Annotated in this window: 22 protein-coding genes; 12 read left to right on the top strand and 10 right to left on the bottom strand. The window is 41.0% G+C overall.

All coding sequences use genetic code 11. From position 1 onward, the window contains the following. The coding region (locus ABI367_RS14435) for a RagB/SusD family nutrient uptake outer membrane protein (RefSeq protein WP_462227603.1) at window positions 1-959 on the top strand (959 nt) is incomplete at its 5' end. A 134-nt stretch (window positions 960-1,093) separates the two neighbouring features. Beyond that, window positions 1,094-1,471: a hypothetical protein gene (locus ABI367_RS14430; RefSeq protein ID WP_462227602.1), complete on the top strand. Its 378-nt coding sequence runs from the start codon at window positions 1,094-1,096 to the stop codon at window positions 1,469-1,471. Between the two features lie 22 nt (window positions 1,472-1,493). Here ABI367_RS14430 and ABI367_RS14425 read toward each other — a convergent pair whose 3' ends face one another. Continuing rightward, window positions 1,494-3,854, bottom strand: coding sequence for an endonuclease MutS2 (locus ABI367_RS14425; RefSeq protein WP_462227601.1), 2,361 nt, complete (start codon window positions 3,852-3,854; stop codon window positions 1,494-1,496). Next, window positions 3,835-4,221 (bottom strand): DUF4296 domain-containing protein, encoded by a 387-nt coding sequence (locus tag ABI367_RS14420; protein WP_462227600.1) that lies wholly within the window; start codon window positions 4,219-4,221, stop codon window positions 3,835-3,837. Before ABI367_RS14420 ends, ABI367_RS14425 begins: the two co-directional genes overlap by 20 nt. 39 nt (window positions 4,222-4,260) lie before the next feature. Between ABI367_RS14420 and ABI367_RS14415 the strand changes: the two genes are divergently transcribed. The 4 genes from ABI367_RS14415 to ABI367_RS14400 all read left to right on the top strand — a co-directional run bounded on the left by ABI367_RS14415 (window position 4,261) and on the right by ABI367_RS14400 (window position 7,562). Next, window positions 4,261-4,950: a YggS family pyridoxal phosphate-dependent enzyme gene (locus tag ABI367_RS14415; protein ID WP_462227599.1), complete on the top strand. Its 690-nt coding sequence runs from the start codon at window positions 4,261-4,263 to the stop codon at window positions 4,948-4,950. A 91-nt stretch (window positions 4,951-5,041) separates the two neighbouring features. Next, a complete protein-coding gene (locus tag ABI367_RS14410; protein ID WP_462227598.1) occupies window positions 5,042-5,506 on the top strand; it encodes an N-acetyltransferase family protein in 465 nt (154 codons plus the stop codon). A 56-nt stretch (window positions 5,507-5,562) separates the two neighbouring features. Next, window positions 5,563-6,309 carry a DUF3298 and DUF4163 domain-containing protein gene (locus ABI367_RS14405; RefSeq protein ID WP_462258095.1) on the top strand — a complete coding sequence of 249 codons (747 nt, stop codon included), beginning with the start codon at window positions 5,563-5,565 and terminating at the stop codon, window positions 6,307-6,309. Beyond that, complete coding sequence (locus tag ABI367_RS14400; protein WP_462227596.1) at window positions 6,309-7,562, top strand: aspartate kinase; 1,254 nt, start codon at window positions 6,309-6,311, stop codon at window positions 7,560-7,562. Before ABI367_RS14405 ends, ABI367_RS14400 begins: the two co-directional genes overlap by 1 nt. A 103-nt stretch (window positions 7,563-7,665) precedes the next feature. Here the strand turns inward: ABI367_RS14400 and ABI367_RS14395 are convergent, their stop codons facing one another. The 3 genes from ABI367_RS14395 to ABI367_RS14385 all read right to left on the bottom strand — a co-directional run bounded on the left by ABI367_RS14395 (window position 7,666) and on the right by ABI367_RS14385 (window position 9,726). Beyond that, on the bottom strand, window positions 7,666-8,355 hold the full coding sequence (locus ABI367_RS14395) for a hypothetical protein (protein ID WP_462227595.1): 690 nt from the start codon (window positions 8,353-8,355) through the stop codon (window positions 7,666-7,668). A 74-nt stretch (window positions 8,356-8,429) separates the two neighbouring features. Further along, window positions 8,430-8,609 carry a hypothetical protein gene (locus ABI367_RS14390; protein WP_462227593.1) on the bottom strand — a complete coding sequence of 60 codons (180 nt, stop codon included), beginning with the start codon at window positions 8,607-8,609 and terminating at the stop codon, window positions 8,430-8,432. Between the two features lie 94 nt (window positions 8,610-8,703). Continuing rightward, window positions 8,704-9,726 (bottom strand): SMP-30/gluconolactonase/LRE family protein, encoded by a 1,023-nt coding sequence (locus tag ABI367_RS14385; RefSeq protein ID WP_462227592.1) that lies wholly within the window; start codon window positions 9,724-9,726, stop codon window positions 8,704-8,706. A 262-nt stretch (window positions 9,727-9,988) separates the two neighbouring features. Between ABI367_RS14385 and ABI367_RS14380 the strand changes: the two genes are divergently transcribed. Continuing rightward, on the top strand, window positions 9,989-11,275 hold the full coding sequence (locus ABI367_RS14380) for a DEAD/DEAH box helicase (RefSeq protein ID WP_462227591.1): 1,287 nt from the start codon (window positions 9,989-9,991) through the stop codon (window positions 11,273-11,275). Between the two features lie 165 nt (window positions 11,276-11,440). Here ABI367_RS14380 and ABI367_RS14375 read toward each other — a convergent pair whose 3' ends face one another. Both ABI367_RS14375 and ABI367_RS14370 read right to left on the bottom strand, forming a co-directional pair. Then, entirely contained in the window at window positions 11,441-12,298 is an 858-nt protein-coding gene (locus tag ABI367_RS14375) for a sialate O-acetylesterase (protein WP_462227590.1), read from the bottom strand. Between the two features lie 40 nt (window positions 12,299-12,338). Continuing rightward, window positions 12,339-13,184 (bottom strand): sialate O-acetylesterase, encoded by an 846-nt coding sequence (locus tag ABI367_RS14370; RefSeq protein WP_462227589.1) that lies wholly within the window; start codon window positions 13,182-13,184, stop codon window positions 12,339-12,341. 215 nt (window positions 13,185-13,399) lie between these two features. On the opposite strand from ABI367_RS14370, the gene ABI367_RS14365 reads away from it, so the two are divergent. The 3 genes from ABI367_RS14365 to ABI367_RS14355 all read left to right on the top strand — a co-directional run bounded on the left by ABI367_RS14365 (window position 13,400) and on the right by ABI367_RS14355 (window position 15,023). Then, complete coding sequence (locus ABI367_RS14365; protein WP_462227588.1) at window positions 13,400-14,485, top strand: glycoside hydrolase family 130 protein; 1,086 nt, start codon at window positions 13,400-13,402, stop codon at window positions 14,483-14,485. Window positions 14,486-14,550: 65 nt separating this feature from the next. Next, window positions 14,551-14,856, top strand: a complete 306-nt coding sequence (locus ABI367_RS14360) for a hypothetical protein (protein ID WP_462227587.1) — start codon at window positions 14,551-14,553, stop codon at window positions 14,854-14,856. After that, a complete protein-coding gene (locus ABI367_RS14355; RefSeq protein ID WP_462227585.1) occupies window positions 14,853-15,023 on the top strand; it encodes a hypothetical protein in 171 nt (56 codons plus the stop codon). Before ABI367_RS14360 ends, ABI367_RS14355 begins: the two co-directional genes overlap by 4 nt. Before the next feature lie 353 nt (window positions 15,024-15,376). On the opposite strand, the gene ABI367_RS14350 is transcribed toward ABI367_RS14355, so the two are convergent. Further along, window positions 15,377-16,981, bottom strand: a complete 1,605-nt coding sequence (locus ABI367_RS14350; protein ID WP_462227583.1) for a hypothetical protein — start codon at window positions 16,979-16,981, stop codon at window positions 15,377-15,379. 159 nt (window positions 16,982-17,140) lie between these two features. On the opposite strand from ABI367_RS14350, the gene ABI367_RS14345 reads away from it, so the two are divergent. Further along, window positions 17,141-18,331, top strand: a complete 1,191-nt coding sequence (locus ABI367_RS14345) for a metallophosphoesterase family protein (protein WP_462227582.1) — start codon at window positions 17,141-17,143, stop codon at window positions 18,329-18,331. Between the two features lie 116 nt (window positions 18,332-18,447). On the opposite strand, the gene ABI367_RS14340 is transcribed toward ABI367_RS14345, so the two are convergent. Continuing rightward, entirely contained in the window at window positions 18,448-19,020 is a 573-nt protein-coding gene (locus tag ABI367_RS14340; protein ID WP_462227581.1) for a dihydrofolate reductase family protein, read from the bottom strand. Window positions 19,021-19,284: 264 nt separating this feature from the next. On the opposite strand from ABI367_RS14340, the gene ABI367_RS14335 reads away from it, so the two are divergent. Continuing rightward, window positions 19,285-20,178: a pentapeptide repeat-containing protein gene (locus ABI367_RS14335; protein WP_462227580.1), complete on the top strand. Its 894-nt coding sequence runs from the start codon at window positions 19,285-19,287 to the stop codon at window positions 20,176-20,178. A 103-nt stretch (window positions 20,179-20,281) separates the two neighbouring features. On the opposite strand, the gene ABI367_RS14330 is transcribed toward ABI367_RS14335, so the two are convergent. Beyond that, the coding region (locus ABI367_RS14330) for a TlpA family protein disulfide reductase (protein ID WP_462227579.1) at window positions 20,282-21,184 on the bottom strand (903 nt) is incomplete at its 5' end.

The raw sequence follows: 21,184 nt of genomic DNA, 5'->3' as shown, positions 1-21,184 counted from the left end.
TTAAACAATTTATAGATAATTACGGCGGCCAGTACAGCTTATTCCCTACAATGAGCCAGTTTTGGTATGAGAAAAACGAGTATAACTCTGAGGTAATTTGGGACAGGCAACAAGTTTCAGGTACACCACTTCAAAACAACGTAGACCAATACGGAGGCCCGGTTTACATACTGGGTGCATACCATACCTGGGGTAACTACGACCCTACTCAGGAATTAGTTGATACTTACAGGATGGCAAATGGATTGAGAATAACCGATCCAGCATCCGGTTATGATCCGCAACACCCTTATGTAGGTCGCGAACAACGTTTCTATGATTTCATAGTATATGATGGAGCACCATACAAACAAGATTGGATGCCTAGAACTGATACTATTTATACACGTATTGATAAGGTTCACAAATCATTGAACGAGATCGACTTTGGATCAACCGACGTTAGCAACACGGCCTATTACTTCCGTAAAAAGCTGAATAACCTGGCACCTGAAGGCGGTAATGCAAGTGGACAAAACTATGTTTACTATCGTTATGCCGAAGTGCTATTAGGCTATGCAGAAGCTGAAAACGAAGCCGCTGGACCTGATGCAAATGTTTATAAGTATTTAAATGCTGTTAGAAACCGTCCGTCTACAAATATCGGTGATGCGCCTGCCGGCATGACTAAAGATCAAATGCGCCAGGAGATCCACGATCAGCGTCATATTGAATTTGCTTGGGAAGCCAAACGTTTTTATGACATTATACGTTGGCAGCAAGCAAGTGGCTTATTGAACCTTGATAGGCATGGTATGAAAATAACAAACTCTGTACCTGCGGATAACAGCGGAGTTTGGCAGTACAACCAAGTTGCCCTTAACCACCCACATGTATTTACTGATAAAATGTACATGAACCCTATACCACAAGGTATAATGGATGCGAACAACAAACTGGTACAAAACCCTGGTTATTAATAAATAACTTTGGTAAACAAAAAAAAGGCCCCGGTAATCGGGGCCTTTTTTTTGTTTAATTTTTTTCGGCCTCCCCTGCTTTTTTGCAAACAATTATACAAGTACAAGTATTATAATTAATAAAGTTTACGTTTATGCTAAAAGAAAATAAATTTGAGGACTATCGGGATGATAAGTCATCAGCAGGTACAACAAACACAAACCCTATACGCGAGGGCCAGCCAATGGGCGGGCAAAATTTTGGCAAGAATAACAATACCCCCGCAGGTGACGATAAAAACAACCCGTCGCAAAACGCAGGATATTCAAATGCCTATTTTGCACGTACCGAACCATTAGAAGAACACCCTGAGGACACTAATTTTAAAGCCCCCTACCAGGATGGCGAGCCTGATTACAGCAGCGCGCAACCTTATGCACAGGAGCAAAGCGACCAAACCGGCAACATCAAACCCAGTTCAAATTCATCATATACCGAAGGAACCGCCGACGATGAGACTGAAGATCATTAGATTAATGGTATAGTTGTTAAAGCTATTTTAGGTAAACGTAGGTAATACCATCGCCTCCCCTATCTGCATGTTCGTCTTCCATACGGTCAACCTGGTCGTATTTTTTTAGGTATTGGCGTATCATTTTACGCAGTATCCCGTCGCCTTTGCCGTGCAGTATTTTTAGGTTACCAAAGCCCATCATTAATGCCCTGTCAAACAAACGCTCAATAGCGGCTAATGCATCTTCGGTACGCATACCGCGCACGTCTATTTCCGGGCTAAAGCTGCTCATATCGCCGGTTGAGGTTGTTAAATTACGCCTCACATCCTTTGGTACAGCTGCTTTTGATACCTTTTGTACGCGTTTCATCTTAGCTACCGTACGCAAATCGCCTATGGCAATAATTACATTATCCCTTGCAATTTCCATAACCTGCCCTACCGTTTCCGAATCGGCAAGCTTAACCCAATCGCCCGGTTTTAACTCATCAATAGCCTCAGCTCGTTTCGGTGTTTCGGCTTGTGCTGTATTTTTCTCAACCTCGCGGGTTAGGTTTTCACGCAGGGTGCGTGTCTTTTCCTTATCAGCATTACTGCTTTTAATTTGGGAAATGGTGTTTTCAACCAGTTTATTGGCATCTAAAATAATATTTTTGGCCTGTTCTTTAGCTTCGCGGATAAGCTGTTTCTTATTCTCCTCCAGGTAATTTTTTAGCTTTTCATTTTCGGCCAGCAGGTTATCAACCTGCCTTTGCTGCCTGTCCAGCTTAACGCGGGTATCCAGTATCTCCCTTTTTTCACGCTCCAACCCTACTAATAGGGTATCAACACTCTTTTGGCCCGAGCTTATTTTATTTTTGGCGAGGTTGAGCACATTTTGCGGCAGCCCTATTTTTTGCGCTATCTCAAACGCGTATGAGCTGCCGGGTTTACCAACCTCCAAAATATAAAGCGGCTGCATTTGTACGTTATTAAACAGCATTGATGCGTTTTCTATCCCATCGGTATTACCCGAAAAAATTTTAAGGTTTGAATAATGCGTAGTAACCATCCCCCTTACCTTTTTATGGTTAAGCGACTCCAGCACCGCCTCGGCTATAGGGCCGCCAAATTGCGGATCGGTGCCCGTACCAAACTCGTCTATCAATATTAATGACCGGCCGTTGGCCTGCTCAACAAAAGTTTTCATTTTTGAAAGGTGCGCGCTGTACGTACTCAGGTCGCTTTCAATAGATTGGTCATCCCCTATGTCTACAAAAAACTGCTTAAATACGCCTATGGTACTGGCTTCATCCGCAGGTATCAATAAACCTGCCTGCACCATCATTTGCAACAGCCCCACAGTTTTCATACAAACCGATTTACCCCCCGCATTTGGCCCCGATACTACTATGATGCGCATACCTTCATCAATCTGCACATTAAGTGGTACAACGGTTTTATGTTCCTTTTTAAAACTTAGGTACAACAACGGGTGGCGCGCATTTACCAACTTAAATACCGGCTCATTAACTACCTGGGGCATGGCAGCCTCAATATCAATGGCAAAAAGTGCCTTTGCACGCACAAAATCCATTTTGGTTAATAAACCATGATAGGATAATAAAAGCGGTACGTAGGGCCGTAACTCCGTTGTTAGGTGGGTAAGTATTTTTACTATTTCGCGGCGGCGTTCAAATTCAAGGTCGCGTATGCGGTTGTTAAGGGTAAAAACCTCTTCAGGTTCAATATAAACGGTTTGGCCCGATGCCGATTCGTCATGCACAAATCCCTTTAACTTACGCTTATTTTCGGCCAGTAAAGGTATACAAAGGCGGCCATCGCGAATAGTTAATGAGCCATCGGCTGTCCAACTGCTTGCCGCAGCATTTTTAAATACCTGATCAATTTTTTTTCGGGCTTCCTGTTCGGCCTTAGCTATACCCGTGGTGATATCCTCCAACTCGCGCGATACGTTAGGTTTTATTTTACCCTTAGCATCAATAACCTGTTCAATTTTGCGGATTATAGCCTTTTCAATAGGCAAATGCTCAAACAAAGCTTCGAGGTTGGGGTACTGGCCCTCGCGTTCATTAAAGTAGGCTATAACCGCAAAAACGGTTGATAAAGATGCCTGTACTTTATAAAACTCTTCTTCGTTTAAAAATGCCCCTTCAACTTTTGCCTTATTGGCTAATGATTTTATATCAAAAAAGTGATGAATTGGCAGCGGGGCATCATTTTGCAAAATATTTTTAAACTCATTTGCCTGACTTAAAAACTTATGTATCTGGCCATAATCGGCCATTACCTGTATTTTATCAACCATGGCCTGGCCCATTTCGCTAAGGCAATGGGCCTTTATCAACTCTTTTACTTCAGTAAACCCAAGTTTATCAATACTATTTTTGGGGTAAAGCATGTGCCGGTGGTGTAGGGGTTGGTATTTGTAATTTATTTACTGAATCGAGCTTATTTTGCAGTATTTGTATAACATCTTTATACACCGGTTCCATTTTATCAGGATGCATGGTATAATATTTTAAGCTTTTTTTAAATTGCGTTGAATCGGTATGGTGCTTTTTAAATACCAATGCAAAACGGTTAAACCCATATTTATATAAACTATCGCCGGTAGGCACATCTATAGTGTACAGGCTACCGTCGGCAATATGCACATCAACCATAAGCGCGGTCATTTCGTGGGGCTTAATTATACCTTTTGGGGTATTACTACAGGCATATAAAAAAATCAAAGCCCAAAAAAACAAGAAGATATGTTTGCGCATTCTGTAATTTAGCGGTTTAATTAACAAAATTACGCATAAATGAGCATTGCAGATAATATAACAAGCTTAAAAAAAGAAACTGACGCGGTAAAAGTAACATTAATAGCGGTATCAAAAACCAAAACTGCCCAAGATGTACAGCAAGCTTATGATGCCGGACAGCGTTTGTTTGGCGAAAATACCGTACAGGAACTGGTTGATAAACAACAACATTTACCCACCGACATACAATGGCACCTTATTGGACACCTGCAAACTAATAAGGTGAAATATATTGCCCCGTTTGTTAGTATGATACAATCGGTTGATAGTTTAAAGCTATTGCAGGAAATAAACAAACAAGCCGAAAAAAATAAACGTGTTATTGATTGCCTGCTGCAAATTTATATTGCCGACGAAGAAACCAAGTATGGATTAGGTTTTGACGAAGCTATTGAACTGCTGCGCAGCGACGAGTATGCCGCGTTAAAAAACATACGCATTTGCGGTTTGATGGGGATAGCTACTAATACTGAAAACGAAAAACAGGTAAAGGATGAATATTATGAGCTAAAAACGTTTTTTGATGGTATAAAATTGAGCTTTTTCAGGAAAGAGGATTCATTTAACATATTATCAATGGGCATGTCTGCCGATTATAAACTGGCCATTGAGCAAGGCAGCAATATGGTACGTGTAGGAAGCACCATTTTTGGCAGCCGCATAATTAAACACTGGAAAAACAACTAAGATTTATAGGATTTTTAAGATGATAAGATACCTGTCATTTTAATTTTATTCAAGAATCTTATAAATCATATAATCATAAAAATCTTAGTCAATGACTAACATAAGAGTAGCCCAACAAAAAGATTGCCCATACTTACTTGAACTTGTGCACGAACTGGCGCTTTTTGAACGCGCGCCCGAAGAAGTTACGGTTACCCTACAGGAGTTTGAAGATGCAGGCTTTGGCAAAAAACCGGTATGGAAAGCGTTTGTTGCCGAAGATGATGGCAAAATAGTGGCTATGGCCCTGTATTATATTCGCTATTCTACCTGGAAAGGTTGCCGGTTATTTTTGGAGGACCTGATAGTGACCGAAAATTATAGAGGAAAAGGAATTGGTAAATCACTTTTTGACCGGATAATTGTTGAAGCTAAAGAGACGGGCTTTAGTGGCATGGTATGGCAGGTGCTTGACTGGAACGAACCTGCGCTTAACTTCTATAAAAAATATGAAGCCAGCATTGAGCCGGGTTGGCTAAATGCGTCTTTATCTAAACAACAACTATCAAATTATTGATGATGAGAACAGGGCACATAATTTTAATAGTAATATTATCGGTGTTAACATCGTGTATGTGGGGGGTGCCTAAAAAAAAGAACTCCGCAATAACCACTGACACATTAGGCTACACCTACGAATTAATAAAAAAACGGGCTGATGACTGCGGCGATAAACCCGATAGTGGCTGTACTGTGGTAAAAATTAAATACCCAATTTTCTCTGATCATAATCAGCTAAATGATACGGTTACCAAAAAACTAACCGGCTTATTCGGCTTTTTCCAAACGGATGTTACGCTGCAGGAAATGGCAGATCATTTTTTGTTAACCTACACCAACTTTAAAAAAAGAAACAAAAGATCGACCCTGTTTTATACGCTTAACAGTAGTGCCAAAGTATTGAGGCAGGATTCGGGTTTAACCACATTAGCGATTAACAGCTACGCTTTTCAGGGTGGCGCACATGGTGGCAGCTATACCTATTTTATTAACTGGGACACCAGGAACGATAAGAACCTCGAGCTACAGGATATACTGGCCGGTGATTATAAAGCTAAACTAACCCAAATTGCCGATACCATTTTCAGAAAACAGGAAAAGCTGGGCGATACCACCTCCTTAGCCAATAATTATTTTTTTAAGGGGGATAAATTCGCCCTAAATAGCAACTTTTTAATAACACCAATAGGCTTGCGCTTTTTATACAATATTTACGAAATTAAACCCTATGCTGCCGGGCGGACAGATCTGTTTATCCCCTACGCTAAACTTAAACCATTGCTGCGGCCACATACCGTTGTAACACAATATATTAAATAATGCTTGTTTTTAAATTTGGAGGCGCATCAGTAAAGGATGCCGAAGGTATAGTTAACCTGACTAACGTAGTAAAATTATATGCTGATAAGCAACTGCTTATTGTGGTATCGGCCATGGGTAAAACCACCAACGCCCTCGAGAAACTGGCCCGCGCCTATGCCGACCAGACAGATGAGGTACACGATTTATATAATGATATTAAAACCTATCATTTTCAAATAATAAACGCGCTTTTTGAACCTAAACATCCGGTATATGATGAGGTAGCCAATACGTTTGTGGAGATTGACTGGATGATAGAGGATGAACCGCAGGATGATTTTGATTTTATATACGATCAGCTGGTATCCGTGGGCGAATTGGTATCAACCCGTATTGTGGCTGCATATCTTAACCAGGCAGGGTTAAAAACTCAATGGGTAGATGTGCGGGGCTATATACATACCGATAATACCTACCGTGAAGGTATAGTGCAATGGGATGCAACCCGGCAAAGCATACAACATAACATACCGCTCCTATTAGATAAAGGCATCGTATTAACCCAGGGATTTTTAGGCGGCACATCAGAAAATTTTACTACCACACTGGGTCGCGAAGGGTCAGATTATACTGCGTCTATATTTGCATCATGTTTGGGGGCCGAATCAGTGACTACCTGGAAGGACGTGCCGGGCATATTAAACGCCGACCCTAAACTATTTACCGATACCGTAAAGTTTGATGAGCTTACTTATACAGAAGCGATTGAAATGACCTATTATGGTGCCAGCATTATCCACCCCAAAACTATTAAGCCGCTGCAAAATACCCAAATACCATTGCTGGTTAAGCCATTTACCAGTCCGCAGGCTGCCGGAACAGTGATAAAGGAAAATGCTGTGATGAGCTTTACCAGGCCGGTTATCATTGTAAAGCAAAACCAGGTTTTACTGTCGCTGTCAGCTAAAGATTATTCGTTCATTTCCGAAGATCATTTAAGCGATATTTTTGGCCGGTTTGCCAAAAACCATGTTAAGTTAAATGTAATGCAAACATCGGCATTAAGCTTTACGGTTTGCTTTGATGTTGATGCAGCGAGATTTGATGCTCTTTTAAAAAGCCTTGTAGATTATAATGTAAAATACAATACCGGCCTTACGCTCATAACTACCCGCCATTATACTGCGGATTCATTAAAAGAGCTTACCCTTAACAAAACCATATTATTAGAGCAAATAAGCAGGAATACGGCGCAGGTGGTGGTGAGGTAGTAGCCTTTGTCATCTCGAACGAAGTGAGAGATCCATACACAAGCATATAACCGCCTTGCAATGTATAGATTTCTCCCTTTGGTCGAAATGACAGGAGAAAAAATTATATCCCCTTCTTCAAAGTCCTATAAGGCTTTTCAGGCTCCAGGCCACTGTACATGGTTAAAATGCTATCCTTTAATGTCATGTAATCACCATGCTCAGTAATTACCATCTTGCTAATGCCATCTTGGTTTACAATTTTGGGTATTATAGGTGCTATTATTTTGCCTGTGGTATCCAGCTCTAATATATATTTCTGGTTATCGGCCTTATCTTCATATACCAGTATCATGGTTTTCAGGTCATCGTCAATAAACCTGCCCAGCAGGGTTTTACCCACCATCTCAGCCGGTTCAACGGCCAATAGCTTGCCGGCCTGCAGACGGGTAATGCCGTTAAAATCAAAGCTCAACGGCTTATCGTTATAGTCTTTAACCGTATCGCGCGCAGTAGTTTTTCCTTGCGGATGGTAGGCGGCAGTAGCATAAACAATTACCCCGCCCGAGTTTTTATAGCTGTTGCCCGGCAATAAATAATCTATCTGCAAATTATCATATTGCGAGCTATCCCTTTTTACCTTCGCGGCTATATCCAACATTTGTTGCCTTTCCAGGCGGCCGGGAATTAAAATATCCATTTTGGTTACACCGCCATCGGCTTTAACAACCTTTAAAATAGTAAAGGGCACGGTAGGTTTATCACTATGGCAACCGGCAAGGACAACTAATAATACAATAATTATTTTTTTCATTTTTGAATGTTGTAACCCCGCAAAGATGTGAAATTAAAATAAAAACGCCCCCGGTTTATCGGGGGCGTTTTATTTTATTTCTTTTTATGCTCGGGTTTATGCCTACTGTCTTTACTGGAGGTTTGGAAGGACATTTGTCCGCCTGCATTACTTATACCCTTTTGTTTCTGCTGTTCCTTTTGATCGGTAAAAGCACGGTCAGCGGTGGCACTACCCTGGCCATTGTTATTATTCTTAACATGTTGATTTTTCATAATGTAGTAAGTTAAATTCACTATGAACGTTTATCGTCCTGTTAATATAAGTGCAATAACCATACCGATATACTTAAGTACCGGCTGTTTCTATTTAATACTTTTCTACACCCCTAACATTCATCTTTAAGGACGTTAAATTACCCGAACCGGAGGTAATAAATAGCGTTTTTTCATTTTCTCCACCAAAAACATTATTGGTGGCACCGCCATTCATCGGTATACTTAATATTTTAGTACCTGTCGGATCAAACGTGGTAACGCCCAGCCCATTGCTGATATAAATATTACGCCGTTCATCCATTGACATACCGTCGCCGCCCATATCAATAAATTTGTGCATGTTAGTGAGGGTTCCATCCGTTCTGATATCAAATACCCAGGTACCGCCCATATTATCGCCTTTCCATTTATTTACGTACAGTTTTCTACCATCAGGCGTACCAACAACACCGTTTGGCCATGAATCTGAATCCCAGCCCATAGCATCGGTTACTACTCTAACCAGGGTATGGCTTCCCGGTGCCAGATAATATACGTAGCCGCCTTTACCTGTTGCCGCTTGTTCTGAATGTGTAGGCTCCCAGGGCTGCTGGCGCGGGTCGCCCGGTGCCCAGTATGACCGTGGGAAGATCGGGTCGGTAATATACATACCCCCGGTAACAGGGTTTATCCATACATCATTGGGGCCGTTTAACAGCTTCCCATTATAATTATTTACCAGTACGGTATGACTACCATCCGGAGCAATTCGCCATAGCTCGCCATACATATCGGCACAGGCTATCAGGTAACCATCTCTATCAAAAGCCATCCCATTTGACCGGCCTGTACCTGTTAAAAATGTACTTAGCATTTTAGTGGCTACATTCCATTTGTAGATCTTATCATTAGGTTGATCGGTAAAGAAAATGTTTCCGTGCTTATCAACAGCCGGACCTTCTGTAAAACTGAAACCCGTGGCCAAGGTATCCAATTGGCCATGCGAACTGGCCGAGACCAGATTTGTAGGATCCGAAGGATCGCCCCCAACGGGGTGTATACCAAAATCGCTGCGGCATGAATATACCGTTAAAAGGCATAACAGGCCAGAAAAAATAAATAACGTCTTTTTCATAATTTGAAAGTTTTAAATGTGATTATGTAATAAATTAAGGAACATGCAGGTTTGATCAATCGTATTTCGATTAATTAATAAGTAAACTATATGGTTAGTTTTTTATATTGGTTACACTAATGTAAGTAAAAATTTATTATTTAACTAAAACACAAATTTTATTTCAAAGCATTGCGCTATTGGCAAACACAGGTAATCGTTACTTTAAATTCCTATTGCAAAATTATAAAGGTAATTTTGCGCTTCAATAAAACAGGCATAAATGGGTTTTGATAAGTTAAAGTTGAATAAACAGTTAGTAAGATCGGCAAACGAGGCCGGTTATACTGAACCGAGGGAGATACAATTAAAAACCCTTACACGTATAATTGGCGGTCAGGACCTGATTGCTATTGGCCACGAGGGCTGTGGTAAAACCACTGCCTATATTTTGGCCACCCTTAACCGCTTTAACTACGCACCTGATGGTGTACCCAAAGTATTGATACTGGTGCCCGACAAAGAACAGGTAGAGGCTGTGCTGGCACAGTTTGAGTTGCTAAACAGAAACAGCGCTATATCCATTGTTGGCTTATACGTTACCCCGGGTACCGAAGCGCAAATGAATGCCCTTGCCGACGGTGCCGACATTGTGGTTGCCACACCCGACAGGGCGCGCGCCATATACCTTAAACTGGGGCTTAACCTCAATAAAATGGAACTGTTTATTGTTGACGATGCCGATCAACACATAAAAAGAGGAATGCAGCTGCCTTTAACCGAATTGGCCAACAGTATTGGCAAATGTCAGCATTTGGTATTTACCGACGTAATGCACAGCCGTATTGAAAAAATGATAGCGCCCTTTATGAAACTGCCTGCGGTTGTAGAGGTGGAAGCACTGGACGAAAAACCTTTAGTAACCCATCCGCAGGTATTATACCAGCTACCCAACTTTGCTACAAAAATAAACCTGCTAAACCTGTTTGTGCAGGATGAAGAACTGTTTACCAAAACTGCCGTTATTATAAATAGTCGGGCTAATGCCGAAAAGGTTTTTCAAACTATGGACAGGCGTTTAGATGATTCTGTAGCATATTTAAATAGTTGGCAATATGATAAAAAAGGATTTGCGACAGTTGAAGAATTTAAAGCAAGTAATACCCGGGTTTTGGTTATCGCTGATGAAAACAATAACGAAGCAGACCTAACAGGAATACCTTTCCTGATTAATTTTGACCTGCCCGCAGAAAAAGAGGCGTTTATAAGCCGAATCACTAACCATCATCCTGATAGTGAAGAGGAAACAATGGTTATCACTTTTGCTACCGATATGGAGCTAAGCACCATCAAAAAAATTGAACAGGCTATCGGTAAAAAAATACCTGTTGCAGCACTGCCTGATGATCTGGTTATTGTGAATGACAACGTGGCTAAAAAAGCGCCTAAAGAAGAGGTTGTTGACCCTACGCAAGGTGGTGCCTTTCATGAAAAGAAAGCCTCCAACGCAAAAACCTATAATTTTAGCTCGAGCAAAAAGGCTAAGATGAACAAAAAGAAAAACCACTAGGATTCTTAGGATTTTTAAGATTTCAGGATGCCTGAATAGTTTGATATAACATAAAAAAGCCTTGAAATTTTCATTTCAGGGCTTTTACTTGGATGTGCAATTCAAATCCTATTATCTAAATAATCCTATAAATCTTAGTCAAATCATTAGTCAAATCATTAGTCCTTACTCAACCGGGGCATGTTTAACACCTAACAGGGTAAGCATTTGTGCCCCATATCGCCTCCCTATTTTACGGTAGCCTACAGCGGTAAAGTGTAAGCCATCGCCACGTTGCGGGCATCCTGCAGACGAAATAACATATGAGTTAGGGAGCACCTGCGGCAGGGTAGCAATAATTTTGTTCATATCCTTACCTTTTGCGTTCGGTTTCTGATCAGCATTAACCAATTCGCCGGCAAGCAGCGGCGTTTTTTTAGGATTAAGCTTCAGGTCTGTAATTAAGTTATCATAAACGGATTTAACCTTTTTTGTCCAAAGCGTATCACCACTGTTTGACTCGCCCTGATGTAGCAGCATACCTTTAATTACACCCACTTTTTGCGCCTCTTTAGCTAATTCAACCAAACGGTTGTATGGACTTCCGTTATATTCTTTAACAATATTTTTCATCCAGTCGGCCTGGGCACCAACGTATGCTTGCAACTTATCGTTGTCTTTTTCAAAAACCTCAATTTTAGCACCCGCTACAGATACATTGATAATACCTATTTTGATTTTTTTAGGCAGATTTTCTACTAGTTCCCTTCCAAAATAATCACCCGGGTTAAGCGTGGTTAAACAGCGGCACAAAGGCGGTTTACCTTTATACCAGGTATCTTTTACCCTGTTTAATTTTGGGCAGTCTGAAGTTGATAATACCTGAAAACGTTCGTCAACCGTGGTATCCTGCGACTCATAGCGCGCGTTGCCTTCCATGTTTGATTGCCCAAAGGCAAGGAATATGTAAAAATTCTTGTCTTGCGAAAAGCCCTTTATGCTTATGGTAAGTAAGGCTGCCAGGGCAAATAACTTTAATTTCATTTTCGTTGTTTTTTTAATTAATTGATAATATACTGTCTTGTTACTCTACGGGATCAACCTTAAAGCCCAATAATGACGCCATTTTATTGCCATATCGTGTTCCAAACTTACGGTAACCGGCCGGGCTAAAATGCAGATGATCGCCCCGTTGGGTGCAACCTGCTGATGATATTACGTACGAGTTTGGTATTTTTTGCGGCAGCGTAGCTATAATTTTATTCATACCCGCGCAAACACCTTGTTGGTCAGCATTAACGGTTTCGCCAGCAAGCAGAGGTGTTTTTTTAGGGTCGAGGCCAAGATCTTTATTTAAATGATCATAAAGTGCTTTTACTTTGGTTGTCCATAACGAATCGTTAGGGTTTGATTCGCCCTGGTGCAGCAGCATACCTTTTATAACACCCACTTTTTGGGCCTCTTTAGCTAACGCGAGCAAACGATCGTAAGGACTACCACCATAATCGGCAACCGCTTTTTTCTGATAGCCTGGAGCAGTAGTCATATATGCTGCAAGTTGGTCATTATCAAATATCTCAATTTTTGCACCGGCAACTGATACATTGATAATACCCACTTTGGCATTTTTAGGCAGATATTTTAACAGTTCCCTGCCAAAATAATCACCGGGGTTAAGCCCGGTATTGCATTTGGATAGCGGCGGTACTGCTGTATACCAATTATCTTTCAACCTGCCCTGTATGGGACAATCAACAGCTTGCAGAACGCGAAAACGTTCGTCAACTGTACTGTCTTGTTTTTCGGGTTTCCCGGCACCCTCCATGTTTGACTGCCCAAAGGCCAGGAATATGTAAAAATTCTTGTCTTGCGAAAAACCCTTTATGCTCAAAGTAAGCAACGCTGCCAGGGCAAATAATTTTAATTTCATCTCGTTAGTTAATTGGTTTATGTAATGATGGGATATTGCGAAAGTAAAGATTACGAATATTTAGCTATAAGCAAAATTAATTAGCCCGAATAGCACAGTTTGGCAAAATTGTTACGATACAGCTTGTTAAGGATAGATTTAAAAAGTAAAGCTTGTAATCGAAACTATTTGGCAGAAATGATTATTAGTATACTATAATCATTAAAAATCAATAAATGCAGTCATTAAAACTTATAAGGCTGGGTACCATCATGAAACCCGATATGAATAACCCTATGGAGGCAGGCGGTGTATTAAACCCTGCCGCGGCAAGGGGAAAAGACGGTAATTTATACCTGTTTCCACGGATAGCTACTAAAGATAATTACTCCCGCATAAGCATTGTTAAAGTATTATTTAATGATGCCGGCGACCCTACCGGCGTAGAACGGCTGGGCATTGCTTTGGAGCCGGAAGCCGACTATGAAAAGCGCCCGAATGGCGGCGGTGGTTGCGAAGACCCCCGCATAAGTTATTTTGAGCCATTGCAGCGCTATATTATGACCTATACGGCTTTTTCGCCCTTAGGGCCGAGGATTGCTATGGCGCAGTCAAAAGACTTGTTTACATGGGAACGACTTGGTTTGGTTAATTATAAGCCGTACGGAAATATTGATTTTGATGATGTTAATGATAAAGATGCCTGCATCTTTCCGCTGCAAATACCAAGTCCGCATGGCCACCGTGCAATGGGCATGTTACACAGGCCGCTGTTCCCGGGCACCTCGCCCGAAGAAAAAGCCGCGCACCCCTGGGATAAAGCGGTAGATAAACACCACGAAAGTATCTGGTTATCTTATTGCCACGTTCACCCGGAAAAGCAGGAGAGCGAAAAATGGCACCCGGCCGAATTCACCTCACACCGTCCACTGGCCGTGCCCGTATTTGACTGGGAGAAAATAAAAATAGGCTCGGGCACACCGCCGGTAATGACCAGGTTTGGCTGGATGTTTCTGTACCATGGTGTACATGCAAGCGACCAATCAACGCCCGAGAAGCAACAATTGATCTATTCTGCCGGAGTGATGTTTTTATCTGCCGACGACCCCTACGACGTAGCGTTCAGATCGTTTGAGCCTATACTAACACCTGAACTACCTGAAGAAAAAGTAGGAGTAATTGCTGATGTTGTCTTTCCTACGGGGATAGACCAGCGCACTGACATCAATATGCCCGACCGGTTTGATGTATATTATGGCATGGCCGATAACCAGATAGGCGTGGCACGGCTGGATTTGCCTGATAAGCTGGATTGGATATAGTGAAGTACCTATAGTTGGTTTGCATCCCTATGTTTATTTGCTATCTTTAAGTTAAAACATGTGTCATGAAAAAAGGGTTACTCATCGGCTTGCTTTGCGCGGCCTTTTTGCTGGGATATGGTTTTAGCAGGTTAACAGCCCCGATTATTACAGGCCCGCGTGTTACAGGCATTGGCGGCATATTTTTTAAAGCTAAAGACCCTGCGTCACTTAAGGCCTGGTATAATAAGTACCTGGGTATACAGGCCGGGCAATATGGCGCTAATTTTGAATGGCACCAAGGCATGGACAGTACCAAAAAGGTTTTACCACATGGACACCTTTTAAAGAAACCACTACTTACTTTAAGCCCTCTGACAAGCCATTTATGATAAATTTTCGCTTGCAGGCTAACTCGCCATTGATAGGTAAGGGCAATACTACGGTTAACCCATTAATTGTCGTTCCTCTTGATAAGGTCTATGGTTTGGCTGATCCAATGCCGCCGGGAGCTGATCTTGGATGTTATCAACTTAGCGGCGTAGGAAACCAACATTAAGATAGGCAAGATAAGCCGATGAAGTTACTGTTAGTGCGTGTTAATCATGTTATCACAAATGTTATTGGCAGCAGTAAAACAATGAATCCGGCAATCCTCACCTAAAACACGAAAAACAAGGTTATTGAAGTATGACGCAATTACTAAAAAACCAAATTAAATTTTCAAAGAAGCGATTTTAAATAAAGGGGGGTAGCTGATATAAAAAACTACCCCCTTTATTGATTTTACTTTTATCTAAACACACCAGATTTATTCTGTCCCTGAGTTATATATCGACAGATAATAATGCCCTTTCTTTCTCATAAAATCATCTTTAATAAGACTACTCATTCACTTTATCTCTATTATTGCTAATATTGGTCGATTGTTTCTACATCAGCTAAAAACGTTTTTACGAACGTAGATACTGGACCACCATTATTGGGGACCACCTGAAAAGTTACCCTAACTGCTACTGTTGGTGCTATTTGTGAATAAGGCGCATAATAGCTCGTCCAAAGAGGGTCTGGATCTCCGTCTGTTATGGTTTGTGCAATTGCAGTATGTGTGCCTATAGTTTCGAAACTCCCAGAAGTCGTTGTCCCGGTAAAATAGAGATTCGGATCAAGTAAAATAACAGCCTCGTTGCTAAATCGAATATAAGCTCCTGTTGATGAAGTATTAATAACAGCTGGATTAGTAACCATTATTTGATCCATGTTACTGGTAAGAGAATAAGAGGTACTATATAATCCATCAGAATCTGGGAAATGATTTTTATGAGCAACAACATGAGGCCTTGCGATTAAATTAAATACACCTAATGTTTGGTTGTAAAGGGGTATAAAATTTTGAGCACTCGAAGTTATAATTGAGCCGGGCACATATACAGAGGTTGGACTGGACGGGAAAGAGCCCGCACTTGTTTGAGTACCATGTAAGGTAATAGTGGAATTTAAATTTAGATTCATAGTTGGTGTGCTATCGCCGGTGCCCCCAATGATTGCACTAAATATACCATAAATTGCACCTGGAATGTTTCCTGTTGCCGCGCTAAGTGCAGATGAAACAGCCCCTTTTATTCTGGTAAATACTTCATTAGACAAACCAACTTTATTATTTACACTACCTGTTTGTGAAACATTATTTAATATTTGACTGCCCACAAAAGTAGCGGCAGCTTTACCTACAACGGTACCACCATTTTTAAGTGCAGCATCCAGTGGATCTGCCGGTGCGCCTACAGCACTTTTTATTGTGCCTGTTTCTGTCCCTCCTAACGATATGGTTGAAACACTATTAAAATTAACAAACCAACTTAATTGAATGTCTTGATATGACATGGCTGCAATTTGAGGATCATATGCAATTTCATATTGCAACATATACCATTTATTGGATGCTAATGGCTGAGATCCATCAATTGGTGCAGGTTCTATTTGTGAAAAGGAGGATTGATTTTGCGATGGATCTATTATATCTGTACCCATATAGTTAAGCATAGACGATCCAGTATTACTTACTACTTTCAAGCCGTCAACAATATAAGTTGATGGCGATATAAACTGGCTTGTTGTATACAGATAAACCCGCATTAACCCTCTGTATCTATTATAGAGTATAAAATACGGGTTTACTAAACTTCCCGATGCATTTGGATCAAACGTATTATAAAGCATTACCCAGCCGTCTGATGCTTTGTGATCATTAACTACGTCAATGCCATATTGAGAGGCTATGCTACCTTGACCTATCCAGGGCGGCGGAATCTGAGATTGTCCAGGTGGGGTTGGCATCCAATCGACCGTTTCCCAATTAAAAGTTGCTGGAGTAACGCTAAGTATACTCCAGTAATTACCAGGATTTAAACTCTTTTGGTCAGGCTGTTTAATTAGTTCCTTCTTGCAGCCGGATGCAAGCATTGCTAGTGCACTAAAGTACACTACTGTTTTTTTTTTGTTAAAATTGATTTTCATAAAATTTTTATTTTAAAGCTAATGGGGTCTTATATCCTTAATATTAACTATACATTAATATATCAAATATTATTGGTCGCGCTATTGATTTAACGTAAATTCGCTCTTAGAGACGTTTATCGAAGGCCCATATAAACAATTCCGATAAGATCAATAATCATGAATAGAAAGCTATATTTATTAATGCGAACCATTATTGTCACATATATATTAATTGCTAGCATAATTATAAACGCCCAAAATGGTTATGCTCAGCAACAGAGCACCATCATCAACATCGTATTTACTTCTGATGCCCACTATGGCTTTACGCGTAAAAACTTTAGGGGTAATACCGAGGTTAGCGGGCATAAAGTAAATGCCGCCATGATAAGCCAGATAAATACGCTTCCGGGTTTAACGTTGCCTGCCGATGGCGGGGTAAACCAAGCAAAACCCGTAAAATACATTGATTACTTAATTCAAACCGGCGATATTACCAACCGAATGGAAATACCTATCCAAACCGCAGCTGCTTCATGGAAAGAGTTTAACGAAGATTATTTACATGCCCTAACTGTTAAAAACAGCAATGGCAAACCCGCCAAAGTGTTTATGGTACCGGGTAATCACGATATATCAAACGCCATAGGCTATTATAAGCCCATGGCTCCACAAACAGATGCCAGCAGCATAGCAAACATCTATAACCTGATGATGCACCCGGCAAAGCCGCTAACGGCTCAAAATTATAACTACCATACCAATAAGGTTAACTATTCGCGCAATATCGGTAACATCCACTTTATGTTTATCACCTTGTGGCCCGACTCGGCAGAGCGAATATGGATGGAAAAGGATCTGGCCACGGTGCCCCGTACTATGCCGGTAATGATATTTACGCATGACCAACCCACCTGCGAGGCCGTGCATTTTACAAACCCAACCGCGCCATACAAAATCATACCGGGCAACCCATTTGAGAACCTTACCGAAGAACATTATAAGGAAGGTAATGCTGTCGACAAAAAAAATTCATCTACCGATATAGAACAACGCGGCTGGGTTAAATTTTTGAAAGCCCACCCCAATATTAAAGCCTATTTTCATGGCAATAGCAACTGGAACGAGTATTATGTTTATCACGGCCCGGATAATGATGTTAGTTTACCGGTTTTCAGGGTAGACTCGCCAATGAAGGGTAAATATTCAGCTAAGGACGAGAGTTTATTATCATTCCAACTCATATCAATTGACCCTAACAAACAGAAATTAACCGTAAGGGAGTGTTTATGGAACAAAGCCAAATCGGCTTCGCCGCAGCCCGTTATTTTTGCTTCGCAAACCAGTATATCGCTTAAAACCAATTAAGGTAATATATAGGTTTATTACCGCACCATACAAAAAGCCTCTCATTTTCATGCGAGACTTTTTGTATTTTAGTAGCACAGCGTAATTCTGTGACAGACTGTGCGGAACTAAAGCGGTTATTGACTATCCACGATATAATCCAGCGCAGTTACCCCCGAGGTAAATTGATGGCTAGACAATAATTTGAGTTTAATTTTATCTTTAATATCTGCAAACAACGGAATGCCTTGTCCAAGTACAATTGGATTAACAAATAGCCAGTAGCCATCAATCAAGTTTTGTTGAATAAGCGCGTGTGTTGCTGTCGGGCTACCAAAAAGCAGAATTTCCGGGCCTTCCTGTTGTTTTATTTCGTTTATGCGGTCGGCAAGGTTATCGCTAATAATAGTGGTGTTTGGCAGATTTGCGCCTTTCATGGTTTTGGATAATACAATTTTATGCGCGCTAATATACCATTTGGAGTGTTCAATATCGTGCTTGCTGGCATTCGGTTTGTCCCCTGCGGTGGGCCAGTAACCTTCCATCATATCGTAAGTTACCCGGCCATATAACGCGGTATCGCTTTGGTCTATGCGTTTACCAATATGGTCAAAAATCTCTTCACCAACTTTAATCCAGTTCATTTCCCCGTTCGGTCCAGCTACAAAACCGTCAAGCGATATGTGCATAAACGAAATTACTTTTCTCATATAGTTCTGTTTTTAATTATTATAATAAACGATCTATGGTTTTCCATTACTTCAAAATTAAGGCTTATTTTGGTAGTTTAAAGGTTTAGAAAAGACAAGTTAAAGGGGGATTTGAGACATGGCATATCATGGCATCTGCAACCTCCGGCTGTTAAAAACAACTATAAGTAGCGTAAATACAACTATAAGTATTGCTTTATATTTGATTTTTGGAAGTGTACCCGGTTAATTTTGCAGTATCGAAAAAATAAAAAAGATAGCACCATGTTAGATACCCAAATAATTGGCAATAGGATTGCCGAAGCCCGGAAGAAAAAAAATATTTCTCAGGCGCAGCTTGCACAGTTCCTTTTTATCAGTCCACAAGCGGTTGGAAAATGGGAACGGGGAGAATCAAGTCCAGACATTATTACCTTTAACCGTCTCTCGGAAATACTGGATGTTGACCTTAACTATTTTTCAGAGAATTTTCAATCTGTAAACAATAAAACCCAAAAGCCGGTAAGCGTACCGGAGCACCCTGCAAACGTAAACCTGACAACAACAAATTTGCAGGAGAGCGACTTTGCAGACGTTATTTTAAAGAAAGGAAAATTTAAGGCGAACAACTTGTACCGGGCCGACTTTACCGGCGCCGATTTGACCGGCAGCTCGTTTGAAGTAAGCAACGCGCGCGAAGCTAATTTTGACGGCGCAAATGTAACAGACTGTACCTTTTCTATAACTGACCTTACCAATGCGAGTTTCCGCAAATCCGTCCTTGTGCGTACGCACTTCAACAAGTCCGCGCTGGTTGGTACAAAATTTACAGAGGTACATCTTACCGGCGTGGAGCTGACAATGATTGACCTTAGGAAAACAATATTTGAGAACTGTATTTTTGACGGCGTAAATTTTAAATATGCCGACCTGCGTGGCCTGCGCTTTGACGGGTTTACATTTACCGGTGTTCAGTTTGACAAATCTGCACTAAACGACGTTTCGTTCACGGGTGCAACGCTTCGAAATGTATCATTCCGGCTGCCTTTTTCCATAACAAATAAATCTTACCGTGCCTTTAAAACCGTTTGCTTTGATGGGGCAATGATGGATAAGCTAACCTATGCCGGGCTTAAAGGATTAATGGTAGCCGATCTGTCGAATGTTACCGTTATATAAATTATAGTGCCATTAGGGGCTCCGTAAGGGACCCTGATGGTGCATTGCTACTTTACAGCGCAGGGTGATCTCCGAAACCCTGCGTGGGCAGAACAAGTAATAGTTAATCTTTGAATTGCAATGCCTTTTGCTCAGCTTCTGTCGCCTTCAACTTGTCGCCAGCTAGCCTGTACCACATCGCAATTTTTTTATATTTAGATGGGATATCAACATGTTCAGGATAGGATGACTGAATGTCGAGCAACTTTTGCTGACTTTCAGCCGCTATTCGGTAGATTTCAGGTGTGATTTTTATTTGAGGATAGTTTTCCCTTGTAGATTTAATGGCTTTAATCAAATTGGAATACAGCGTCTCTTTATCTGTAATATTTGCTTCCAAAGCTTGTTTACCATAATTATATGCATCGTTTAAACGATTAGCTTTTAACTGTGAATAAAAAGTATAATCAGCTGTATTGGGTTGAAACTTTAACTCGGGTGTTATTTTTACCATTGAATCAATTACTAAAAGTGCCGAATCAGGTTTACCAAAATCATGTTTTTGCTTATTATTATTCCAGTAACCTGCATACTTATTTACTTTCTCACCTATTTGCTCGTCTAAATTGGCCATCTTAACATTTAGGTTCCGTTCAGACAGTGCAGCTTTTATATCCCAGGTGTGGTTAATTACCTTTGGTAATATTGTGCCCAGATCTTTCGGGTTCCCTATCCAGGCTACTTTTCCATCTTGATCTATTACAAAAGAGTTTGGAATGCTGAACTCACCCGCAGATTCAAGCCAATTGTGCGCCATAAAATTGCTATCTTCTGCCGCTACCGGGAAATCCATTTTATCACCCATAGCATTAACAACAGCTTGTACCTTATCTGTTGTAGTATCGGTTTTCTGTTCGTATACATCTATGGCAATAAAAGTAGCTTGACCTTTATATTGCTTTGCCAGGGTCGATAAATGTGGCATTGACGCTTTGCATGGAGCGCACCATGTGGCCCAAAACTCAAC

This window comes from Mucilaginibacter sp., from assembly GCF_039935595.1.
GTDB lineage: Bacteria > Bacteroidota > Bacteroidia > Sphingobacteriales > Sphingobacteriaceae > Mucilaginibacter.
Note: the sequence above shows the minus strand (reverse complement) of the source record. Positions and strands in the feature narration are given on the sequence as shown.